19 protein-coding genes are annotated in these 23,541 nt (G+C 40.1%); 4 read left to right on the top strand and 15 right to left on the bottom strand.

Translation table 11 applies throughout. The annotated features are described in order from the left end of the window. Positions 1 to 8: 8 nt before the first annotated feature. The 7 genes from ACNART_RS03480 to ACNART_RS03450 form a co-directional block, all read right to left on the bottom strand. Complete coding sequence (locus ACNART_RS03480) at positions 9 to 1,205, bottom strand: lactate oxidase (protein WP_196569896.1); 1,197 nt, start codon at positions 1,203 to 1,205, stop codon at positions 9 to 11. Positions 1,206 to 1,326: 121 nt separating this feature from the next. Beyond that, entirely contained in the window at positions 1,327 to 1,950 is a 624-nt protein-coding gene (ycaC, locus tag ACNART_RS03475; RefSeq protein ID WP_023583682.1) for an isochorismate family cysteine hydrolase YcaC, read from the bottom strand. A 363-nt stretch (positions 1,951 to 2,313) separates the two neighbouring features. Next, the gene (narI, locus tag ACNART_RS03470; RefSeq protein ID WP_196532428.1) at positions 2,314 to 2,991 is read right to left on the bottom strand and encodes a respiratory nitrate reductase subunit gamma; all 678 of its coding nucleotides are present in this window, start codon (positions 2,989 to 2,991) and stop codon (positions 2,314 to 2,316) included. Continuing rightward, positions 2,988 to 3,713 carry a nitrate reductase molybdenum cofactor assembly chaperone gene (narJ, locus tag ACNART_RS03465; RefSeq protein ID WP_167392502.1) on the bottom strand — a complete coding sequence of 242 codons (726 nt, stop codon included), beginning with the start codon at positions 3,711 to 3,713 and terminating at the stop codon, positions 2,988 to 2,990. The genes narI and narJ overlap by 4 nt, the downstream gene beginning before the upstream one ends. Beyond that, positions 3,713 to 5,266 (bottom strand): nitrate reductase subunit beta, encoded by a 1,554-nt coding sequence (gene narH / locus ACNART_RS03460; RefSeq protein ID WP_088493882.1) that lies wholly within the window; start codon positions 5,264 to 5,266, stop codon positions 3,713 to 3,715. Before narH ends, narJ begins: the two co-directional genes overlap by 1 nt. Continuing rightward, on the bottom strand, positions 5,266 to 9,027 hold the full coding sequence (locus ACNART_RS03455; RefSeq protein WP_368927476.1) for a nitrate reductase subunit alpha: 3,762 nt from the start codon (positions 9,025 to 9,027) through the stop codon (positions 5,266 to 5,268). The genes narH and ACNART_RS03455 overlap by 1 nt, the downstream gene beginning before the upstream one ends. Positions 9,028 to 9,079: 52 nt before the next feature. Next, the gene (locus tag ACNART_RS03450; protein WP_109374295.1) at positions 9,080 to 10,474 is read right to left on the bottom strand and encodes a NarK family nitrate/nitrite MFS transporter; all 1,395 of its coding nucleotides are present in this window, start codon (positions 10,472 to 10,474) and stop codon (positions 9,080 to 9,082) included. 297 nt (positions 10,475 to 10,771) lie between these two features. On the opposite strand from ACNART_RS03450, the gene narX reads away from it, so the two are divergent. Both narX and narL read left to right on the top strand, forming a co-directional pair. After that, entirely contained in the window at positions 10,772 to 12,577 is a 1,806-nt protein-coding gene (narX, locus tag ACNART_RS03445) for a nitrate/nitrite two-component system sensor histidine kinase NarX (RefSeq protein ID WP_368927479.1), read from the top strand. 25 nt (positions 12,578 to 12,602) lie between these two features. Continuing rightward, positions 12,603 to 13,256 (top strand): two-component system response regulator NarL, encoded by a 654-nt coding sequence (gene narL, locus ACNART_RS03440; RefSeq protein WP_109374313.1) that lies wholly within the window; start codon positions 12,603 to 12,605, stop codon positions 13,254 to 13,256. Here narL and ACNART_RS03435 read toward each other — a convergent pair. Beyond that, positions 13,253 to 14,155, bottom strand: coding sequence for a LysR family transcriptional regulator (locus tag ACNART_RS03435; protein ID WP_198619233.1), 903 nt, complete (start codon positions 14,153 to 14,155; stop codon positions 13,253 to 13,255). The two genes, narL and ACNART_RS03435, sit on opposite strands and share 4 nt — an antisense overlap. 110 nt (positions 14,156 to 14,265) lie before the next feature. On the opposite strand from ACNART_RS03435, the gene ACNART_RS03430 reads away from it, so the two are divergent. Then, positions 14,266 to 14,706: a PACE efflux transporter gene (locus tag ACNART_RS03430; protein WP_109374292.1), complete on the top strand. Its 441-nt coding sequence runs from the start codon at positions 14,266 to 14,268 to the stop codon at positions 14,704 to 14,706. Positions 14,707 to 14,744: 38 nt separating this feature from the next. Here the strand turns inward: ACNART_RS03430 and ACNART_RS03425 are convergent, their stop codons facing one another. From ACNART_RS03425 to ACNART_RS03395, 7 genes are all read right to left on the bottom strand, one after another. After that, complete coding sequence (locus tag ACNART_RS03425; RefSeq protein ID WP_100159878.1) at positions 14,745 to 14,975, bottom strand: hypothetical protein; 231 nt, start codon at positions 14,973 to 14,975, stop codon at positions 14,745 to 14,747. A gap of 104 nt (positions 14,976 to 15,079) precedes the next feature. Next, the gene (locus tag ACNART_RS03420) at positions 15,080 to 15,877 is read right to left on the bottom strand and encodes a sulfite exporter TauE/SafE family protein (protein WP_160229933.1); all 798 of its coding nucleotides are present in this window, start codon (positions 15,875 to 15,877) and stop codon (positions 15,080 to 15,082) included. 183 nt (positions 15,878 to 16,060) lie between these two features. After that, complete coding sequence (locus ACNART_RS03415) at positions 16,061 to 17,806, bottom strand: acetyl/propionyl/methylcrotonyl-CoA carboxylase subunit alpha (protein WP_198632036.1); 1,746 nt, start codon at positions 17,804 to 17,806, stop codon at positions 16,061 to 16,063. A gap of 16 nt (positions 17,807 to 17,822) precedes the next feature. Continuing rightward, entirely contained in the window at positions 17,823 to 19,400 is a 1,578-nt protein-coding gene (locus ACNART_RS03410; protein ID WP_198619231.1) for a 5-oxoprolinase/urea amidolyase family protein, read from the bottom strand. 14 nt (positions 19,401 to 19,414) lie between these two features. Next, positions 19,415 to 20,221, bottom strand: a complete 807-nt coding sequence (locus tag ACNART_RS03405) for a putative hydro-lyase (protein WP_198619230.1) — start codon at positions 20,219 to 20,221, stop codon at positions 19,415 to 19,417. 2 nt (positions 20,222 to 20,223) lie between these two features. Continuing rightward, a complete protein-coding gene (locus ACNART_RS03400; protein WP_198630453.1) occupies positions 20,224 to 21,009 on the bottom strand; it encodes a LamB/YcsF family protein in 786 nt (261 codons plus the stop codon). 13 nt (positions 21,010 to 21,022) lie between these two features. Then, complete coding sequence (locus tag ACNART_RS03395) at positions 21,023 to 22,273, bottom strand: NRAMP family divalent metal transporter (RefSeq protein WP_368927482.1); 1,251 nt, start codon at positions 22,271 to 22,273, stop codon at positions 21,023 to 21,025. Positions 22,274 to 22,742: 469 nt separating this feature from the next. Between ACNART_RS03395 and ACNART_RS03390 the strand changes: the two genes are divergently transcribed. Beyond that, complete coding sequence (locus tag ACNART_RS03390; protein WP_198619228.1) at positions 22,743 to 23,402, top strand: GntR family transcriptional regulator; 660 nt, start codon at positions 22,743 to 22,745, stop codon at positions 23,400 to 23,402. The last annotated feature ends 139 nt before the right edge of the window (positions 23,403 to 23,541 follow it).

Raw genomic sequence — 23,541 nt, 5'->3', positions numbered from 1 at the left:
TAAACTAATTATTGATTAAAACTTGCGTCGGTATAAAGTGGAGTGGCTTGAATATCTTTTACTGTTTTTGCGCCACCTAACATCATATTAATTTTTAATTCTTTATTTAAATGTTGGATAACTGAATTAACACCTTCAGCACCCCCTAAATTTAATCCATAAAGAATTGGGCGACCGACGGCAACAACATCTGCACCACTTGCTAATGCTTTAAAGACATGTGAACCACGACGCACACCACTGTCAAACACGATAGGTACACGTTTATTCACCACTTTGGCAATCGCAGGTAAGACATCAATTGTTGCTGGTGCGCTATCTAATTGACGACCACCGTGATTAGAAACCCAAATTGCATCTGCGCCGGCTTTAATTGCAGTATCTGCATCTTCAGGTGATTCGATACCTTTTACAATCACAGGTAAACCAGACATTTTTTTCACATACTGAATATCTGCGGGTGTAAATGCTTGTTTAGCTTGAGCATAAATTTCGCTAATACCCGCACCTTTACCTGTTTTAGATTTATCATCACTGATTTTTGCAAACGCTTCTAAGTTGGCAAAACCTAATGGGAATTGGAAGTTATTTTTCACATCATCTTCACGATAACCACCCACTGAAGAGTCGATAGTCATAATGATACCTTTAGCGCCATACTGTTTTGCTTGAGATAAAATATACTCATTAAAGGCATCATTTTTACTCATGTACAACTGAAAGAAAAATGGGTAACCGGGTTGGGCGTCCGCCACTTCTTTAATGGTTTTATTACCATAAGTGCTTAATGAAAAAATAGAGCCGGCTTTCGCCATACCTTTTGCTGTGGCAACTTCGCCTTGTTGATGTGCAAGCCCTTGAGCTGCCATCGGTGCCTGAATAATAGGCGTATCTAATTTAATACCCAAAAATTCTGTTTTTAAATCTAAGTCAGAAAATTCGATGCCTTGTAATGAACGAGGCATAATATATTTTTTATCAAATGCACTTGTATTAGAGCGTAAGTTATTTTCATCTTCAGCACCACCGCGAATATAACCGAAGGCGCCTTTTTCCATATTTGCTTGAACTTGAGCTTCCATTGCTTTTAGGTTTACTATTTTTATTGGACCTTCAGCAGTACTTGCTTTATATTCAGCGGCCTGTGCAACACCTACACTTAATGCCATAGCAACAGCGGTAGCTTTTAATATTTGACTTTTCATTTCTATTCCATTTTTAATTAAGGGCTTACATCTATAATTTAATAAAATTAAAATTCAATTAAATTATATTTTTCAAAAAATAATATAAGCCCTATTTTTAGGTAAAACTTAAATTAACCGCTTACTTTTTTGTTAAAGTATTATAGCTTGTCATCAGATTACGATAATCTGGAATATGGTTAGCAAACAGTGTACCTAATCCTTCGACATCATTACGCCAATCACGGTGTAACTCACAAGCTAAACCAAACCAGTTAATTAATTGAGCCCCTGCTTTTGACATTCTATCCCATGCAGAGTCGCGAGAAATGGCATTGAAAGTACCTGAAGCATCAGTGACAACAAAGACTTCAAAACCTTCTTCAAGTGCTGATAATGCAGGGAATGCAACACAAACTTCAGTCACAACGCCCGCAATAATCAGTTGTTTTTTACCCGTTGCTTTAACTGCTTTGACGAAGTCTTCATTATCCCATGCATTGATTTGACCTGGGCGAGCGATATAAGGAGCATCTGGGAACATTTCAACGAGCTGAGGCATTAGAGGACCATTAGGACCATCTTCAAAAGAAGTCGTTAAAATGGTAGGTAAATTAAAGTATTTAGCAGCATTGGCTAATGCTAGTACATTATTATTGAATTTATCAGGCTCGATATCTCTGACTAAAGAGAGTAATCCAGCTTGATGGTCTACCAACAGAACAGCGGCATTATTTTTATCAATACGATGATATTTAAAGCTCATAATAATCTCCGATAGCATAATAGAGGTAAGACTCAATTAAATCATAGCACCAAATTTACATGACAATATTCAGATTAATTTAAATTTGAGTTTATTTATAATAAACAACCAATTATAAATATTTAAATTTAATTAAATATCACGATATTTAATTAACTATTTATTGCCTTATATAAATTCATTTCGTTAAAAAGAATTATAAGTGCAACTATTCTTAAATGAATCTAAAGATTATTGCTTTAACCATTCAAATTTTTTGTTCAAGTTTTAAGGGAGAAAAAAAATAAAAAAAACCCCCGCGGGCGGGGGTGAGATAAGCGCAATTAAAAGGTCTCTAATTTACTATCAGGAGATGGGTATTCATTAATGACGATTACGCACAATTTGATAGCGACGAGTTAAGTACTCAACTGGCACGCTCCAAATATGAACTAATCGACAGAATGGGAACAATAAGAAAATCGTCATACCTAAGAAAATGTGCAATTTAAACACGAACGCGACACCTTCAAGATGAGCCGAAGCACCGCCGTGGAAAGTCACTATGGATTGTGCCCAAGCCACCAGCTTCATCATTTCGCTACCATCCATATGTTGTGCTGAGAATGGAATAGTCAGTAAACCTAGCGCTACTTGAATAACCAAAAGCGTTAAGATCATGATGTCACCAAATGAAGATGTAGCTCTAACCCGTGGATTGGTTAAACGGCGTTTTAATAACATCACGCCCCCCACCAGCATTAATACACCACAAGTACCGCCACCAACCATTGCCATAATTTGTTTGTATTCAATAGGCAGGAAAGATTCATACATCCAGTGAGGTGTTAGCATTCCCAGAAAATGACCAGCAAAAATACCGATGATCCCGATATGGAACAAGTTAGAAGCCAATCGCATATTTTTCTTGTCTAACATCTGGCTAGAGCCGGCTCGCCATGTATATTGACCATAGTCGTAACGTAACCAGCTACCGATAATAAAAACGGCACCAGCAATATAGGGATAGATATCAAAAAATAACATATTGATGTAATTCATTTTTGTGCTCCCGTATCCAACGAATTCCCCACGTTGAGATATTGAACTGTCGTCTCCTGTGCAAAACGGCGCTGATGTTGGCTGATTTTGCCACTGCCACATTGCGTACCTTCGCCAAGAAACGTTACTTGCTCTTCTTCCCACACAGCATCTAATGCAGCAGGTGTATCATCTAAAGGCTCTTTTTCTACTTGAGCAGTCAGTTGTGATGCTTCCAATCCACTTTGTGAGAGGCAAAGCAACACATCAAAGAGCGCGTGATAATCACTGCCTCGTTGTTTCAAACGCTCACCTAACAGCGCCAAAATAGGCGCAATGTTATTTAGCCCTTCAATACAGTCTGTCGTTGGCAGGAGCGTTAAATACTCAAGATAAGTAGGCAAATAGTCAGGAAGTTCACGACTACTTAATGTGATCCCTGCTTGTTGATATTGATTGAGCAGATCAACCATTGCTTGACCACGATCACGAGACTCACCATGAACGTGTTCAAATAACAGTAGTGATCGCGCCCGCCCTCTATCAAAAAGCTCGCTGTAATTGGCTTGCGCATCTAACAACTCTTGTTGCGTTAAGGTATGAATAAATGCCATTAATTTCGCAACTTGAGTCACAGGAAGCTCATCAGCTTCCTGTAATGCATCGATAAGTTCGCCTCGGTTATCCCACAATTCTTGTGTGGGATAATCTAAGAGATGTGAAATGACTTTCAGAGAGATCATTATATTTTCTCCTCTGATCGGCGTTCGTCTTGAGGTGTTCTTGATGTGATATCAATCGCGTCAATACGATGGCTATTAAACAAATTAAATTTGCTATCACTGCCATGACAACCATCACCAAAGCTAAAACCACAACCATTACGTTCTGGGAAAGCTTCTCTTGCAAGTTCACGATGGCTTGATGGAATAACAAAGCGATCTTCATAATTTGCAATAGCTAGATAACGATACATCTCTTGTGCTTGCGCTTCAGTCAAACCTACTTGCTCTAATGCACTTAAGTCTGTTTTGCCTTCTACGGTTTCAGCACGTTTATAATGACGCATCGCTAACATGCGTTTTAATGCTAATAACACAGGTGCAGTATCCCCAGCTGTCAGTAAGTTTGCTAAATACTGAACTGGAATACGTAAGCTTTCTACATCAGGCAGAACGCCTGTATGTGGTAGCACGCCCGCATCAGCAGCAGACTGAATAGGTGACAAAGGTGGTACATACCAAACCATTGGTAAGGTGCGATATTCAGGGTGCAGTGGTAATGCCAGCTTCCAATCCACCGCCATTTTGTAAACAGGTGAACGCTGCGCTGCATCAATCACACTTAATGGAATACCTTGCTCTTCAGCGGCTTTGATCACTTCAGGATCAAATGGATCCAAGAAGATATCTAATTGGCTTTGGTATAAATCTTTTTCATTATCCGCACTGGCGGCTTGTGAAATTTTATCTGCGTCATACAGCATCACACCCAGATAACGAATACGTCCTACACAAGTTTCTGAGCACAGTGTTGGCTGACCAGCTTCAATACGTGGATAACAGAAAATACATTTTTCTGACTTACCACTTTTCCAGTTGAAGTAGATTTTTTTGTATGGGCATCCGGTTAAACACATGCGCCATCCACGGCATTTATCTTGGTCGATAAGCACAATGCCATCTTCAGCACGTTTATAAATCGCACCACTTGGACATGTTGCAACACAAGCAGGATTTAAGCAGTGTTCACATAAACGTGGTAAATACATCATGAATGTATTTTCAAACTGCCCATACATCTCTTTTTGCATATTGGCGAAGTTTTTATCCGCAGCACGTTTGCTAAATTCGCCACCTAAATCGTCTTCCCAGTTTGGGCCTTTTTCGATTTTGGTCATGCGCTGACCGGTGATCAGCGAACGAGGTCGTGCTGTCGGTAAAGAGCCTTCTGGTGCATTTTTTAAATGCTCATAGTCATAATCAAATGGCTCATAGTAATCATCCAATGCTGGGACATCTGGGTTGGCAAAAATTTTCGATAATAGACCAACACGGTTGCCCATTCTTGGTACCAATTTACCTTTGATATTTTTGATCCAACCGCCTTTCCATTTCTCTTGGTCTTCCCAATTTTGTGGATACCCTGTACCTGGTTTTGTTTCAACGTTATTGAACCATGCGTATTCAACACCTTCACGGCTCGTCCAAACATTTTTACAGGTTACTGAACAGGTATGGCAACCGATACATTTGTCGAGGTTCAGTACCATACCGACTTGTGAACGAATTTTCATTATGCCTTCTCCTGTCCATTCAGGGTCTGTTGATAAGCATCACCTTCACCATCAAGCCAATCAATCTGTTTCATTTTACGCACCACAACAAACTCATCACGGTTAGAGCCCACAGTGCCGTAATAGTTAAAGCTATAAGCCAACTGAGCATATCCACCAATCATATGGGTTGGTTTAGGGCAAACACGCGTCACAGAGTTGTGAATACCACCACGCATTCCTGTTATTTCAGATCCTGGCAGATTTATTTGACGTTCTTGTGCGTGATACATATAAATCATGCCATCAGGAATACGTTGGCTGACAATCGCTCTCGCCGTTAGCGCACCATTACTGTTGTATGCTTCAACCCAATCGTTATCACTAATTCCCATCTCTTTAGCATCATCTTCACTCAGCCAAACCACAGGGCCACCACGACCAAGCGTTAACATCAGTAAGTTATCGCTATATGTTGAGTGAATACCCCATTTCTGGTGAGGCGTCAGGAAGTTCAGCGCTTTTTCAGGGAAACCATTTGGTTTTTTGCCTTTAACTGCATCAATGGCTTTGGTATCAATTGGTGGACGATAAACCACTAAACTTTCACCATAAGCACGCATCCACTCATGATCTTGATACAATTGCTGACGACCACTTAACGTACGCCAAGGGATCATCTCGTGAACGTTGGTATAACAGGCGTTATAAGAGACGTGCTCATCTTCAAGACCAGACCATGTCGGGCTTGAAATAATCTTACGAGGTTGAGCAACGATATCGCGGAAACGAATTTTTTCGTCTTCTTTTACTTTAGCTAAATGAGTGTGATCGCGTCCTGTCACTTTACTCAGTGCATCCCACGCTTTTACCGCTACTTGGCCATTAGTTTCAGGGGCTAAAGAGAGGATAACTTCAGCTGCATCAATTGCTGTTTCAATCGCTGGACGCCCTTTTGCAGCACCTTCATGACGAACACGGTTCAGTTTTTTCAGGAAATCGACTTCTGTTTGTGTATTCCAACTGATCCCTTTACCGCCATTACCCAATTTATCCATTAGAGGGCCTAATGACGTAAAGCGAGCATAGGTATTAGGATAATCACGCTCTACAGGAATAAGATGTGGTGCGGTTTTACCCGGAATAAGGTCACATTCGCCTTTTTTCCAATCTTTCACATCGAAAGGCTGTGCCATTTCAGCGGCTGAGTCATGCTGAATAGGTAATGTCACTAAATCAGTTTCAACCCCTAAATGACCCACACATAATTTAGAGAAGGTTTTAGCGATGCCTTTATAGATTTCCCAGTCTGTTTTAGATTCCCAAGCAGGATCAACCGCGGCTGTTAATGGATGAATAAACGGATGCATATCCGACGTATTCATATCATCTTTTTCATACCACGTTGCGGTTGGTAAAACGATATCTGAGAATAGGCAGGTGCTCGACATACGGAAGTCTAACGTCACCACTAAATCAACTTTACCTTCACCGCCTTTATCTTGCCACTCCACTTCTTGTGGTTTGACTTGACCTTGTTCGCCTAAATCTTTACCTTGCAGGCCGTTTTCAGTACCCAGCAAGTATTTCAGTAAATATTCATGCCCTTTACCCGCCGAACCTAACAAGTTAGAGCGCCAGATAAATAAATTACGTGGGAAATTTTGTGGGTTATCAGGCTGTTCTGATGCAAAACGAATCTCACCTGACTTCAATGCATTAACGGTATAGTCAGCCGCACTCACACCCGCTTCTTGTGCTTTTTTCGCAATAGACAATGGGTTTAAGTTTAATTGAGGTGCGGAAGGTAACCAGCCCATACGTTCTGAACGCACGTTCATATCCACCAAACTACCGCTAAAGCGAGATTTATCCGCTAATGGCGATAATAACTCTGTTGGCGATACGGTTTCATAACGCCACTGACTTGAGTGGTTATAGAAAAACGAGGTGCTGTTCATATGACGAGGCGGACGCTGCCAGTCAAGACCAAAGGCTAATGGCAACCAACCAGTTTGCGGACGCAGTTTTTCTTGTCCAACATAGTGTGCCCAACCACCACCACTTTGACCGACACAACCACAGAAAATCAGCATATTGATAATGCCACGATAAGTCATATCCATGTGATACCAGTGGTTAATACCTGCACCGACAATCACCATTGAACGACCATGTGTTTTTTCTGCGTTATCCGCAAATTCACGCGCTATACGGGTGATATCTTGGCGGCTTACACCTGTGACTTTTTCAGCCCATGCGGGTGAATATGCTTTGATTTCATCGTAGTTTGACGCACAGTTTTCATCATTTAAACCGCGATCAACACCGTAGTTGGCTAATAATAAGTCATAGACTGTTGTGATGTATTTCTCTTCACCATTCGCAAGTGTAATGCGTTTAGCAGGTAGCTTGTGAACAAGCACATCATCAAGCGCAACACCTTCAAAATATTCGCTTTTAATGCCACCAAAATAAGGGAATGCCACATCAACAATATCATCATGGTTATCTAAAAGGCCTAATTGTAAAGTGACATCTTCACCACTTTTACCGTCTTTAGGCTCAAGATTCCATTTAGCCGCTCCTTCCCAACGAAAGCCCATAGAACCTTGAGGAGCAACCAATTGTTGGGTTTGCTCATCAATGGCAACAGTTTTCCATTCTGGGTTTTTCTCCTGATCTAGATTGTTCACTAAATCAGAGGCACGTAACATTCGACCTGCAACTAATTTGCCTGAGTCGTGTTTATCTAACATCACCAACATTGGCATATCAGTGTAAGTGCGCACATAGTTGCGGAAATATTCTGTTTGGCGTTTAACGTGGAATTCGCTAAGAATAACGTGTCCCATCGCCATTGCCATTGCGCTGTCTGTACCTTGTTTTGGGTTTAACCATTGGTCACACAGTTTAGCGATTTCAGCATAATCAGGCGTTACGGCAACTGTTTTAGTGCCTTTATAACGAACTTCGGTAAAGAAGTGCGCATCAGGAGTACGGGTTTGAGGTACGTTAGAACCCCACGCAATCAGATAAGAAGAGTTATACCAGTCGGCTGATTCTGGTACGTCTGTTTGCTCACCCCAAGTCATTGGCGAAGCAGGTGGTAAGTCACAATACCAATCATAGAAACTTAAGCACGCGCCACCAATAAGCGATAAATAACGCGCACCCGCCGCATATGACACCATCGACATAGCAGGAATTGGCGAGAAACCGATAATACGATCAGGACCAAACTCTTTTGCTGTAAACACGTTAGAAGCTGCAATGATTTCATTCACTTCTGACCATGAAGAGCGAACAAAACCACCACGACCACGCGCTTGCTTATAGCTTTTGGTTTTTTCTGGCGAGTTAACAATAGAAGCCCATGCATCAACGGGATCGCTATGTTGTGCTTTTGCTTCACGCCATAATTTAACGAGGCGTTTACGTACCATTGGGTATTTAACGCGGTTCGCGCTATATAAATACCATGAATAGCTTGCACCACGAGGACAGCCACGAGGCTCATGATCAGGCAAATCAGGACGTGTACGCGGATAGTCAGTTTGTTGGGTTTCCCATGTGACTAACCCATTTTTGACGTAGATTTTCCAACTACATGAACCTGTACAGTTTACCCCATGAGTAGAACGTACAATTTTGTCATGTTGCCAACGACTGCGATAACCATCTTCCCAGTCACGATTAACATTTAGCTCTTGGCCATGATCCTTTGAAAAGGTATCGCCAAGTTGTTTGAAATAGCGGAATCTATCGAGAAACTTACTCATCAGATACTCTCCCAATGCGCGCGAGCGCTCTCACATTGCGTATAATTCGTCATTATTGTTTATTGTGTTTACGTCCATAGACCAACCAAGTGATCAAGACGCAGGCGATATAAAATAGAACAAAGATTTTCATGGCACCGGCAGGAGAGCCAGTCATAGCCAATGATGTACCAAAGGCTTTAGGAATAAAGAATCCACCAATTGCACCAATGGCAGAGATAAAACCAAGCGCTGCGGCACTTTCTGTTACCGCTTCTTTTTGAGCTGCTTCATCTGTGGCACCTTGGGCTTTCATGCGATCAACAGTGATTTTTCTAAACACCACTGCAATCATTTGGAATGTAGAACCACTGCCTAAACCGGCGGTTAAAAACAGCACCATAAAGACACCGTAGAACGCGATAAACGAACCACCAGCACCGTTTTCAGGTAACGTTAAAAAGAGTAATGCAGAGAATATTGCCATGATGATAAAGTTAATCAGCGTAACTCTAATACCACCAAATTTATCAGAAAGCGCACCACCGACAGGACGTGCTAAAGCCCCTAATAAAGGTCCAAAGAAGGCATAATGCAGAATGACAATATCTGGGAATTGGGTTTTTGATAACATGGCAAAACCCGCAGAGAAACCAATAAATGAACCAAAAGAGCACAGGTATAAAATACTTAATAACCAGAGATGACCCCGTTTTAAAACAGGTAATTGCTGACTTAAAGAGGCTTTATTAGCGGCAAGATCATTCATACCAAACCAAGCAGCAAAGGTAAAAAACAATAAGAAAGGCACCCAAACCCACGCCGCATTTTCTAGCCATAAGTGCGAACCATCAGGTTGAACAACACCGGGGCCACTAAACATTGCAAAAACACCCACACCAATCACTAATGGGGCAATTAATTGCATAACGCTTACGCCAAGATTACCTAATCCACCATTTAATCCTAATGCACCACCTTGACGTGCTTTAGGGAAGAAAAAGCTGATGTTTGCCATACTTGATGCAAAGTTTGCACCTGCGAAACCACATAATAGTGAAATCACAATAAAGGTTGAGTAAGACGTTGTGGTGTCTTGCACTGCAAAACCAAGCCAAATACAAGGAATGATCAGAAATACGGTACTGATCGCAGTCCAACGACGGCCACCAAAGATAGGAATAACAAATGAATAAGGAACGCGTAAAATAGCGCCAGAAACAGAAGGTAGTGCCGTCAGCATAAATAGCTGATCTGTGGTAAAGTTAAAACCGACTTTGTTCAAATTTACTGCAACTGCACTAAAAAGCATCCATACGCAGAATGATAAGAGTAAACAAGGAACAGAAATCCATAAATTGCGTGAAGCGATCTTTTGACCAGTTTTTTCCCAAAAAGCTTTATCTTCAGGATGCCAATCTTCGATCACCCCTTTTCTCATTTTTTCTGGGTGTTGAGTGAGTGCCATAACAACCTCGATTAACGGTTAGATTGGCACCTTTTTACGATTAGAATTGTTAATTAGTCATGATCTGCATCAAGCAAAGATTTGTTTGATTTTTAAGCTAAAATCGTTCTTTACACCTAAGTATTAATAGGGTTATCCTTTATTTTTCATTTTAAATTAATAAGTTAAATTAAAACCGCTATAATTTACAAGTGAAATTACCTCCATAAGATATTTAGGGGTAATACTTTAGTAGTATATGACATTTGATGCCTTTTTAAGGCAAGATAGTGCCTGAATAAATTTGGAAAAATAGCGATGAGTACTCATAAAATCCAATGGCATTACCGTTTTTCAATTATTAATCAAATCGCAATATTAATGTTACTTTTCACCCTATTGGGTGTTGTGGGTATGGCGGTTTCTAACCACATTATTTTAAGTGTGCAAGGTAATGCCCATGCGATTAATAAATCAGGCTCTTTGCGTATGCAGAGCTATCGCTTGTTATCTGCTTTACCCCTAGATGAACAACATCGTTATTATCTTCACGAATTAGAAACCGACTTAGACAGTAGTGAATTACTTCAAGTCTTAAGCAATGAATCGCTACAATCACAATATGCTCAATTAAATACTTACTGGAAAGATACCTTAAAACCAACATTGCTCTATGCAAAACAACGTGATGATGCAAAAGAAGAAGTTGTCTTTTTTGTTTCTCAACTCGATAAGTTAGTATTAAGTATAGACCAGCTAACAGAGCAAAAAATAAGGATGGTGGCTTATACCCAGCTTATTTTTACTGCGCTCACTCTGTTATTACTGTTTGGCTCTGTTTGGCATTTTCGCCGTCGTTTATTACATCCTTGGCAACAATTAATGGCGATGGCAAATTCGATTGGTCATGGTGATTTTTCAGCACGTTTTCATCAGCGCGCACACCATGATGAAATTGCCACTTTGGGTATCGCACTCAATACCATGTCAGAAGAGCTTTCTACGCTGTATAGTGAATTAGAAAAAAGAGTGGTCGAAAAAACGCACGACTTACAACAGAAAAATAAAGTGCTCTCTTACCTCTATCATTCAAGCCAGCAGTTACACTCCCCCGCACCGCTGTGTGCTCGATTAAGACAGATATTATTTGAGCTTCAACAAATTATTCCTAATGCGTATTTGCAGATACGCTTATATGAAGATAATCATCACACACTGTTTAATGAAATTAGTTTAGCGCCTCAATCACGCCCGCATCATTGCCCTGATCAGCAATGTGAACGTTGTGAAGATAATACGCCAATAGCAACTTTGCTAAATAGTGAGTTATTACATTGGGAATTAGCCGATCAAATCCATCGTTATGGCTTGTTTGTTATGCAGTTACCTGAAAATACGGTTTTAACGGATGAACAAAATAATTTAATGCTATTACTGACAAAACAAATTTCAGCCATGCTGGCAATGGAACAACAAAACGAGCAACAGCAACAGCTTCTATTAATGGATGAGCGTTCGGCAATTGCTCGCGAATTACATGACTCTATTGCCCAATCACTTTCCTGTTTAAAAATGCAAGTCAGCTATTTGCAGATGCAGTCAGAAACCTTACCCGATAATTGCCAAAAACTACTCAAAGAGATGCGTGAAGAGCTTAATGTGGCTTATCGCCAATTAAGAGAACTGTTAACCACGTTTCGCTTAAAACTGACTGAACCAGGATTACTTGCTGCGTTAGAAAGTACATTAACTGAATTTAATCAACGCCTTGGTTTTGCTATTAATTTTGACTATCAATTACCTGCAAAATGCGTAAATTCACATCAAGGCATTCATGTGGTTCAAATTGTGCGTGAAGCGTTAAATAATATTTTACAACATGCCAATGCCAACTGGGCGGAAGTCTCTTTATCTCTTGATAATGGCATGGTTGAGCTAAAAATTAATGATAATGGTGAAGGAATTAGCCCTAACCCTGAAAAATTAAATCATTATGGTCTTATTATTATGCGTGAACGCGCAAATAGCCTAAATGGTTCTTATACTATAAAAGTACGCGAACAGGGCGGTACTCAAGTGTTTGTTAAATTTCCATTAATAACTACTCATAAAGACCCTGTCTAAATTGGAGCAAGTCGTAATGAATAATATGGGATCCTCCACAGAAAAAGCGACAATTTTACTCATTGATGATCACCCGATGCTACGCAATGGTGTAAAACAACTTTTAAGTCTTGATACAACACTAACTGTCGTTGGGGAAGCGGGAGATGGTATTCAAGGTGTGAAACTAGCTGAAGAGTTAGATCCTGACTTAATCTTACTCGATCTGAATATGCCAGGAATGAATGGTTTTGAAACACTTGATCAACTGCGATTAAAGTCGTTATCAGGTCGGATCGTCGTGTTTAGTGTATCAAACTACAGTGATGATTTAGTCACCGCCTTAAAACGTGGTGCTGATGGTTATCTTTTAAAAGATATGGAGCCGGAAGAATTACTTGCGGCTCTTAAACAAGCTGCCGCAGGGAAAATGGTCGTCAGCCCTACGTTAACCCCTATTTTGGCCGAGTCATTACGTGAAGATCGTTCTGAAGGTGAGCGTGATATTGAACAACTCACCCCGCGTGAACGCGATATTTTAAAGCTGATCGCGCAAGGGCTATCAAATAAAATGATCGCACGTAAGCTTGATATCACTGAAAGTACGGTCAAAGTACACGTCAAACATCTACTGAAAAAAATGAAGCTAAAATCTCGTGTTGAAGTTGCCGTTTGGGTTCATCAACAACGTGTAGATTAATCAAAATTAGGTACGATGGGCTGGTGAGTATTCATCAGCTCAACTAACTCTTTTGCCCCTTTTTGTAACGACTCCCCTTTTAGCCACATAGCATGAATAGGTAATCGCAACTCATTTTTGGTATTTTTAAACTGAAGCTGCTTGAGCTTACCTTTTTGTAATTGGGTATAAATCAGTGAATACGGTAAATTACCCCAGCCCATTCCCGCTTCAACCATACCTAATGCCATTTGAAAACTATCAGTTTGCCAATAATTCGTTGCCACTAAAGAGCGTACATCACGTAATTCCTGAGTATGACTAGCAATAATGATTTGGCGAACATTCACTAAATCTTCAATAAATACACCTGCGGGGTGAGCAAGAGCTATATGGCTGGCTGATATTGTTGCAACAAGTGATTCAGAACCTAAATATTGAAATTGCTCATCACCATTAACATACATTCCACCATAAACTAAGCAGAGCTGTATTTTACGCGCATGTAGCATTTCAATTATGTCATCTTGTGCAGCTGTTATCACATTCACATTAAGTAACGGATAACGTTGCGTTAATTCAGATAACGCAGGTAATAAATAATCAGGATTAATATCAGCCGCAACACCAATATTTAAGACACTTTCGAGATCCATCGAAAGCTCTTGTGCATGCACTTGTAATAATTTTAATTGCTCTGCAATCATTCGGGCATGGGGTTCAAGTGCTTTGGCTTTTTCTGTGGGCTGTGGCTCTCGTGATGAACGCTCAAAAAGTGCATAACCTAATTCAGCTTCCATATTCGCAATTGCCATACTGACTGCTGATGGAACGCGTTTTAATGAACGTGCAGCCGCAGAGAAAGATCCCTTATCCATCACGGCTAAAAATATCGCAATATGTTCACTTGAGAACTGCATGTTCACTCCTGATGTTTCAGTCAAATTGATACTAGCTAACTTTTTCTATCATTCTTACTGATTTATCTTACGATGCTTAACGACACAGATCCACAGAAAAAGAGAGCACAATGCAAGGTATCAAACGAAAAATTGTCTACGTGACAGCTTATGAAATTTTTGGCTGGGTTATTTCATCAGTCGGGCTTGCACTTTTGGCTGATAGCTCAACAGCAGTAACTGGCCCATTAGCGCTTGTGATCACAACAATCGCGGTGAGTTGGAATTTTATTTATAACTGTCTATTTGAATTTTGGGAGAGTCGGCAGGTTTCAAGAATTCGAACATTTAGACGTCGCCTAGTACATGCGATTGGGTTTCAGCTAACACTGGTGCTCTATTTAATTCCGTTAATAGCATGGTGGCTTAATGTTTCGTTATGGCAAGCGTTAGTGATGGACTTTGCACTGATCATCATCATCCCTTGTTATACCTTCGTTTATAACTGGGTATTTGACAAAGTGTTTGGCTTACCAAAATCTGCATTACCTGAAAATGCGCCCGCTGCCTAAGCAACAAATTAAGTAAAGAGAGTGATCCCAATAACGGATCACTCTTTAACAGGATAGATATCTTCTAACGCAAATTGTTCAATACCCCCCTCTAACTCGCAACGACCTAAACCAATATTTTTGTCATCAGCTGTCGTTCTTCTTAGTAATTTACCTGTCACTTGGGAAAGCGTAGGATCAATTTCAATCACACGGTAATACTCTTTCATATAACTCTCTTCACCCAGCGCCATATAAACTAAAAACTCATCACCTGTTTTAATGTTCATCTCGTTTTTACTTACTCTTAATAGTTAATCTAATGATGATAGAATAAGTTTAGTCTAACTAAAGGTAATAAGAGAAAGATTGACTCACTCGATATTACATTAAGTTAATTTATTAATTTCCAACTCATCATAATGATGCTGATCAGAATAAAAGACAGTGTTAAATATTGGAAAAAACGCTCTGATAAATACACAAGTAAATAGCGTGCTAATGGAATAGAGAGTAATGAGCCTAAGCAAAGAATAAGTGCCGTGTGAACATCGGTATAACCACCAGCACTATAAGCGATAGCTGATCCACCAGAAAGGATCGTGGTAATAAAAATAGAAGTGCCGATTGCCTCTTTAATCCCCATTTGTGCAAAACGCATTAACACAGGCAACACCACTAATCCCCCTCCTACGCCAGTTGCACCAAGTACAAACCCAGCACTTACTCCCGGCACAAATAAGGAAGAAAAAGTAACAGAAGAAGGTGCCGATAAAGGGCTCAAAGGAGCTGAAAGTGATGATTTTCTTATCATTCGCTGTAAAAATAAGATCAGCGAAAATACAATAGCCACAATCATTAAGATATTAATTGCAGATTCAACACGAGCATAATATTGAGGTTGTGATCCCAACCATGTCACGCCATAACTCGCTAAAAATGTCGCAGGAAACATGATCCCCAAAATCAATAGTGCAGGTTTTAATGGAATATTGCCTAAACGAAAATGGATATAAGAAGATGAGAGTTTCATTAGCATAGAAAGTAAATTTGCTGTCGCAACTGCCGCTAGTGCATTCATACCAAAAAGATAAATAAGAACTGGCAATAAAATAACACCACCGCCAACACCCGTTGTTGTAATAACTAACCCTATCGTAGCGCCAATAAGCAGTTGTGTTACAAGCAACATCTTATTTCCTTTTTGCTCAAAATTTCACAAGCTTCGATTATAGGCAAAATAACTTATAACCAAAAGGAATTAGATATAACAAATAGGAATATAAATTTCATTGTTATAAAAAAGCTCCTTAATATGAGGTTTATTCATATTAAAGAGCTCACTTTGAAAAAAGATATTTTATTGATTAATCAGTTAGTTAATTTCAGCCAAAATGGTTTCTGCTGAAAAATAATCACCTGTTTTCGCTTTTTGCAGTAACACACCATTACGAGAAGCCACAACCTGAACTTCCATTTTCATGGCTTCCATAATAGCAATGACATCGCCTTCTTTGACTTTGTCGCCATCAGATAAAACCCAGCTATGTAATACACCAGAAATAGGTGCAGTGACGGCTTTTTCATTCTCTTCTTTCTCATGGCTCGCACCGATTGCTGTCGGTATTACCGCAGAGAGAGAAAGTAGTTGAGCGGGTAAAGCTAATTCGTGACGACGACCATCAATTTCAATAAAAGTACGTACTAGCTCTTCATTTTTTGCCTGTGTGCTACGAGGGAAATGGGTATTTTTTGCCTGAAAATCAGTTTCAATCCAACGGGTATGCACTTTAAAGTTTTCAGTAAAATCAGTATGCCCCATCATTTCACAATGGAAAGGCAATACACTTGCCACGCCTTCAATTTTAAATTCAGCTAATGCTCGACGAGCACGAGAAATAGCTTGTTCACGCGTTGCCCCAGTGACGATTAATTTCGCCATCATGGAATCAAATTGACGTGAAACCTGATTATTTTCAGCAACACCACTATCTACACGAACACCTGGACCTGAAGGCTGAGAGAAATGCGTAATTAAACCCGGTGTTGGCAAAAAGCCTTTGGCTGGATCTTCTGCATTGATCCTAAATTCAAAAGAGTGACCGCGTGGAACGGGGGTTTTATCAATACTTAGTGGTAAACCTTCCGCAATACGTAATTGCTCAATCACTAAATCAATACCTGCGGTTTCTTCGGTAACTGGGTGCTCAACTTGTAAACGCGTATTTACTTCAAGAAAAGAGATAGTCCCATTAGCACTTAATAAAAATTCAACTGTACCTGCGCCCACATAGCCCGCTTTAGCGCAAATATCTTTAGCTGATTGGTGAATACGTTCACGTTGTTCATCTGTTAAGTAAGGTGCTGGTGCTTCTTCAATTAACTTCTGATTACGACGTTGTAATGAACAGTCTCGCGTTCCTACAACCACAACGTTACCCAGTTTATCTGCAATAATTTGCGCTTCGATATGGCGAGGTTTATCTAAGAATTGTTCGACATAACATTCACCACGTCCAAAAGCTGTTACAGCTTCTCGTACTGCTGAATGATAAAGCTCTTCAATCTCTTCCATTTTATGGGCGATTTTTAAACCTCGACCTCCACCACCAAAAGCAGCTTTAATGGCAACGGGTAGACCATATTGTTTAGCAAAATCTAGAACCTCTTTGGCATCATTAACAGGATCAGCCGTACCATTTACAAGAGGAGCACCAACAGATTGTGCAATTTTGCGAGCTTTCACTTTGTCGCCAAGTACTTCTATCGTTTCTGGGTTAGGGCCGATCCAAATAAATCCCGCGTCTTGTACCGCTTTTGCAAAGTCAGCTCGTTCAGAAAGAAAACCGTAACCGGGATGGATCATCGTGGCATTGGCTTTATGGGCAATATCAATAATTTTATTAATATCTAGATAGCTCTCTTTCGGCAAATTACCATTGAGCCCATAAGCTTCATCAGCAAGACGAACGTGCAGTGCATCAATATCATCATTGGCATAAATAGCGATGGAAGTCGCGCCATAGTCCTGACAAGCTCGAATAATACGAACAGCGATTTCGCCTCTGTTGGCAATCAGTACTCTATGCTTCACTCGTTGTTTTTGGTTAATTGTTGTCATGAGTGGCATTCTCCTATCAATATTCTTGAAATTCGGTAATTGGATTAAAACGAATTTTAGCGTTAACAGGGATCTGCCCTGCGAGTGGTAAGTGATATTCAGCAACAGCGCCGATAACAGGGTATCCTCCTGTTAAAGGGTGATCGTTAAGGAACAAAACAGGTTGCCCATTAATCGGAACTTGAATTGCACCAATGCAAGTGCCTTCGCTCGATAGCTCTTGTTGTTGCTCTCGTGCCAGAGGTATTTCGCCCAACAGACGTAACCCAATACGATTAGACTGTGGTGTCACTTGCCATAATTGAGACGTTAACGTCTTTATCGCATCCGTTGTAAACCAGTCTGTACGAGGGCCTAGAACAACATCCAGCGTAACGATATCGCCTTGTTTTGGCAGTGTTGATGTAGGTTGTTCCTCAGCAATAATCCCATTTAGCGTACTTTCGTGATTAAGATGAAGCACGTCACCTTCTTGTAAAGCATTAGGACCAATTTGCGCTAAAGTATCAAACGCATGGCTGCCTAAAACCGCTGGTAATTCAAAACCACCTCTAACGGCTAGATAACTACGTACACCCGCTTTTGGCATACCTAAAATAATTTCATCGCCACAACGAACATCTATAGGCTGATAACCTGATAAATATTCGCCCTCACCCGATTCATGTTTTAATAAAATAGAACAATCTGCACCGGTTAATGCAATCACACAGTCTTGTCGTGCTTTAAGCGTCAATCCACCTTGCGTTATTTCAAGCGCCACAAATGAGATAGGATTACCCACTAGACGATTAGCTGCATGTAAGGCTGGCTTATCGAGTGCACCTGAAGCAGATACGCCCATTGATGCCGCACCAATACGCCCTTCATCTTGAAATAAAGTTTGTAGCCCCGCTGAAATGACATATAACCCTTTATCATTTAACGAGAGCTGGGAAGCTACTGCTGATTTTTTCTCAGGTAATGAAACTGTTACTGGGGATTTTTGGGCATCAACAAAATGCACTTCATTACCTGGTAATAAAAAGGCAGGTTGTTCACGAGAAAGATCCCACATTTTTATTTCTGTGGTGCCAATTAATTGCCAACCACCTGGGCTTTGTTGTGGATAAACACCACTAAACTCACCGGCTAATCCGACAGATCCAGCAGGAATTCGTGTGCGAGGTGTTTTACGGCGAGGCACATAGAGCTGCGTTTCATCGGCAATCAAATAAGCAAAACCTGGGGCGAAACCAGTGAATGCAACCTGATAGGTTTGTTCTGTGTGCCTGCGGATCACCTCATTGGTAGCGATCCCTAATAATTCAGCGACCTCATTAAGATCTTCACCTTGATAATGAACAGGGATCGTTAATGATTGTGTTTGACGAGCTGATATCGCTTTGACTTCTAATTGTCGAAGCTGACACACAAGTTCTTCAGCCGTGATTAGCCACGGCGTATAGTGAATTAATAGTGTTTTTGCCGCGGGTACAATATCTTGAATAGCAGCAATATTCGCTTGTTTGACAGATTCATACAATGCGAGCGTCTCTTTCAAAGAAGAAAGCTCAACTAATAAGTGAGATAAATTAACGGGTAAAAAGCGCAAAGTATCTTCCTCCTTTATACGTGATAAGCCGCATCAGGCACATCCGTAATAAACATATGTCCCGGAGAATGACTTAAGGCGAAAGGTACACCTGAACGCATAACTGCCGCTTGTGGAGTTACACCGCAAGCCCAAAATACAGGAATTTCACCTTGTTCAATTCTTACTGGAGAACCAAAATCGGGTGACATAATATCTTTAATACCCAGCGCTTCTGGTGAACCGATATGAACCGGAGCACCATGTACAGAAGGAAATCGACCACTGATCATTACTGCATCAGCAACTCGGTCAGCAGGAATAGGACGCATCGAAACCACTAACTCGCCTTCTAATCGCCCAGCAGGGCGACATAAGCGATTCGTTTTATACATCGGAACATTGCTGTTATCTGTGATATGGCGGATTTCAATGCCCGCTTCTAACATTGGCGTTTCAAATGTGAAACTACAGCCAATAAGGAAAGTGACTAGATCCGGATGCTGTGCCCAAATCTCAGTGGCATCCGTAATTTCATCAACTAATTTGCCATCTTCCCAAACACAGTAACGGGGAATATCAGTGCGTAGATCAGCGTCTTTTGCTAAAACAGTGCGATAACTTCCTGATTCACACACATCTAAAATAGGGCAACTTTTCGGATTACGTTGAGCATAAAGCAGAAAATCAAATGCCCAATCACGTGGCAAACTAATCATATTAGCTTGTGTCATTCCTTTTGCCATACCTGCTGTTGGAATATCCAAACCATTGCGAATGGCAAGTCGAGCTTCTTGTGCTTTTGTGATTGCCTCAGGTGTTGCCTTCATTAAATAAGTCATTTTTACACCTCATTGTTCAGTGAAGAAGGGGCAAAAGGCTTAATGCTAACACCATGATTAATTAAAATTTCTTTTACACTTTTGGCAAGAGCTACAGCATCTGGGCTATCACCATGAACACAAATAGAATCAGCCTGTATCGTGGTAAAAATACCTTCTATAGATTCAATTCCACCTTCTTGCACAAGGCGTAACATGCGTTGTGCAACAAGTTTGGGATCATGTAAAACGGCACCCTCTTTTTTGCGAGAAACTAATGTGCCATCAGAATGATAAGCTCTATCTGCAAAGGCTTCAGCAATCACTCGAAGCCCCTTTTCCTTTGCAAGTTCAATAAGGGGTGATCCGGCTAAAGCAACTAATATAAGTTGTGGATCGATGGAGAGGATCGCATCAATAACAGCAAGTGCTTGACGTTTATCATGAGCAATAGTGTTATAAAGCGCGCCATGAGGCTTAACATAAGTCACACTCATTCCAACCGCTTTAGCTAATCCTTGTAATGCACCTATTTGATAAATCACATCTGCGGTTAATTCATCACTGGCGATATCCATATTACGGCGACCAAAACCCACTAAATCAGGATAAGCGACGTGTGCCCCTATCGCGACATTGTGTTGTTTCGCTGCTTTTAATGTTTTTAAAATTCCATCTGGTGAACCTGCATGAAAGCCACAAGCAATATTTGCACTACTGACAATTCCAAGCACTGCATCATCATTGCCCATTGTCCATTGACCGAAGCTTTCACCTAAATCACTGTTTAAATCGACTGCTTTTATCATCGTTATTATTCTCTTAAGCAATGTTGAGGTAGTTGAAAATAGCACCCACGGACATAATGCCCATATACCAAGTCAGCGCACAGACAAAAATACCTGACCACAGTAGCCATGCAGGATATTTATAACCATTCATGAGATCTTGGCGGCGCCATGCAACAAAAATGAAAAGTGTCATACCAATAGGTAAAATGAGTCCATTAAAACCACCGGCAAAGACTAATAATGCAGCCGGTGCAGTTCCCATTACCATATAAATGGCGAGTGAAATAGCGATGAAAATAATGGTTGCGATATTACGTTGACGCTCAGTAACACCTTCTTTAAATACAGTAATAAATGACATTGAGGTATAAGCAGCACCAATCACACTCGTTAATGCAGCAGCCCATAAAATAAGACCAAAGATGCGTAATCCAGTTAAACCCGCTGCATGTTGAAATGCTTGAGAAGCTGGATTTGCTGCATGGCTAGAAATATCTAATGTTACGCCACTGGCAACCACACCTAAAATGGAAAGGAACAGGATATAGCGCATTAATCCAACGACTAAAATTCCCTTGGTTGCAGCGCTTGATACCGCATCAATGTTCTCAATCCCCGTTGTTCCTTTATCAAGGAGACGGTGAGCCCCCGCATAACAGATATAACCGCCTACGGTCCCACCAACAATTGTAGTGATCGTAGCGAAGTTAATTGCATCAGGTAAAACAGTTTGTCTTAATGCTTCACCTACTGGAGGATTAGACGCAATCATGACAAAAACCGTCAGTAGGATCATAACGATACCAAGAACAATGATCATACGATCAATAAAGTTACTGGCTTTGCGTGATGAGAAAATATAGATCGCAAGTAAAGCACTTAAGATCCCGCCCCATTTAGGATCTAGACCAACCATTGCATTAAGCCCTAAGCCAGCACCTGCAATGTTACCCACGTTAAATACTAAGCCACCAAAAATAACTAATACAGCAAGTAAGTAGCCACTGCCAGGTATTGCTTTGTTAGCAATATCTGAAGCTCGCATGTTGGTAACCGTGATCACTCGCCAGATACTTTGCTGAACAACATAGTCGATGATGATTGATGCCAAAATACCAAACGCAAATGCGGCTCCCATAGTGGCAGTAAAGGTTGCAGTTTGAGTAATAAAACCTGGCCCAATTGCTGACGTTGCCATTAAAAAAATGGCAGCTATCAGAGAAGAACGTCTATTTTTTATAAACGTATTTGATGTTGTATTTGCAGTGTCTTGTGTAGCCATGAGCTACCCCCTTTATCATCATTATTTTAATTATTATTACTAAGGCAATTAGCGTGCCATTGTTGAGCATGAATACGTAATTGTTAATCACCTGATATTAGATTGTTGAACAATTAATAATAATAGATGAATAAATAAGCAAATAGATTTAAATATGGGATGATAAAAGTGCAAACAAGATCGCATTTTTAACATTTTATTGACAATTATGACTCGTTAATTAGTCATGAATATGCACTTAAATGAGGCATAAAAAGATCAAATGCACAAAAATAGTGCGCTAATATAGAAGGAAAAATATGTTTAATCACTAAAATATCGTAAGGAAAAATTAATTTTTTTTGATGGAAATAAATAGAAAGTTATATTCGATACAGTGAGAAGTACGACAGAGTGGCATAATAGAGGTTATATATTACAAAACACACTGATAGAATAGACGCTTCTATTAAGCTAATAGCAGAAGATAATGCAGAAAAAAACATCTCCACAAATTCTTTCTCAAAAAGTTGCAAATATTATTCGGCAAAAAATCACTATTGGAGAATTACCTCCTGGCGAAAGATTGTCAGAAACTGCATTAAGTGAAACGCTAGAAATATCGCGTAATACTTTAAGAGAGGTTTTCCGCGTTCTTACCCAAGAAGGGCTTTTGACTTATAAACCTAATCGTGGTGTTTTTGTTTCTGTACCAGATATGGCAAGTATCATGGATATTTATCGTGTAAGACGATTAATTGAATGTGATGCTCTACGACATTCTTATCCCATGCATCCCGCTATTGTTAGAATGCAAGATAGTGTTAATCAAGCAAAAATTTTTCAAGAACAACAAGATTGGAACGGTGTAGGAACCTGCAATATGCACTTTCATACCGCGATTGTTGAGCTTTCAGATAGCCCTAGACTGTTTAAACAATACCAACTTATTCTAGCTGAATTACGTTTAGCATTTGGCTTACTCAATGATCCTCAATTACTACACGCACCTTATATTGAAAAAAATGAACAGATTTTAATGCTGTTGATGGATGGAAAAGCACAAGAAGCAGCAACAGCAATGGAAGACTATTTAGAAATTTCAGAAAGAACAGTACTCGCTGCATTTTCTCGTCATAACTTTTGTTAAAAGATCATAAAAAATGCCCTAATTTAGGGCATTTTTATATTCAGAATTTAGAATAATATTTAAAATTCACTGATTTTTGATCTTTTAAAAACCCCAAATGCAAAAAAGCCAACCCATTGGGTTGGCTTTCTCGTCTTAT

Source organism: Proteus sp. LHD240705 (genome assembly GCF_047921555.1).
Classification (GTDB): Bacteria; Pseudomonadota; Gammaproteobacteria; order Enterobacterales; family Enterobacteriaceae; genus Proteus.
The sequence above is the reverse complement of the archived record's forward strand: the minus strand, read 5'-3'. Positions and strand labels throughout refer to the sequence as shown.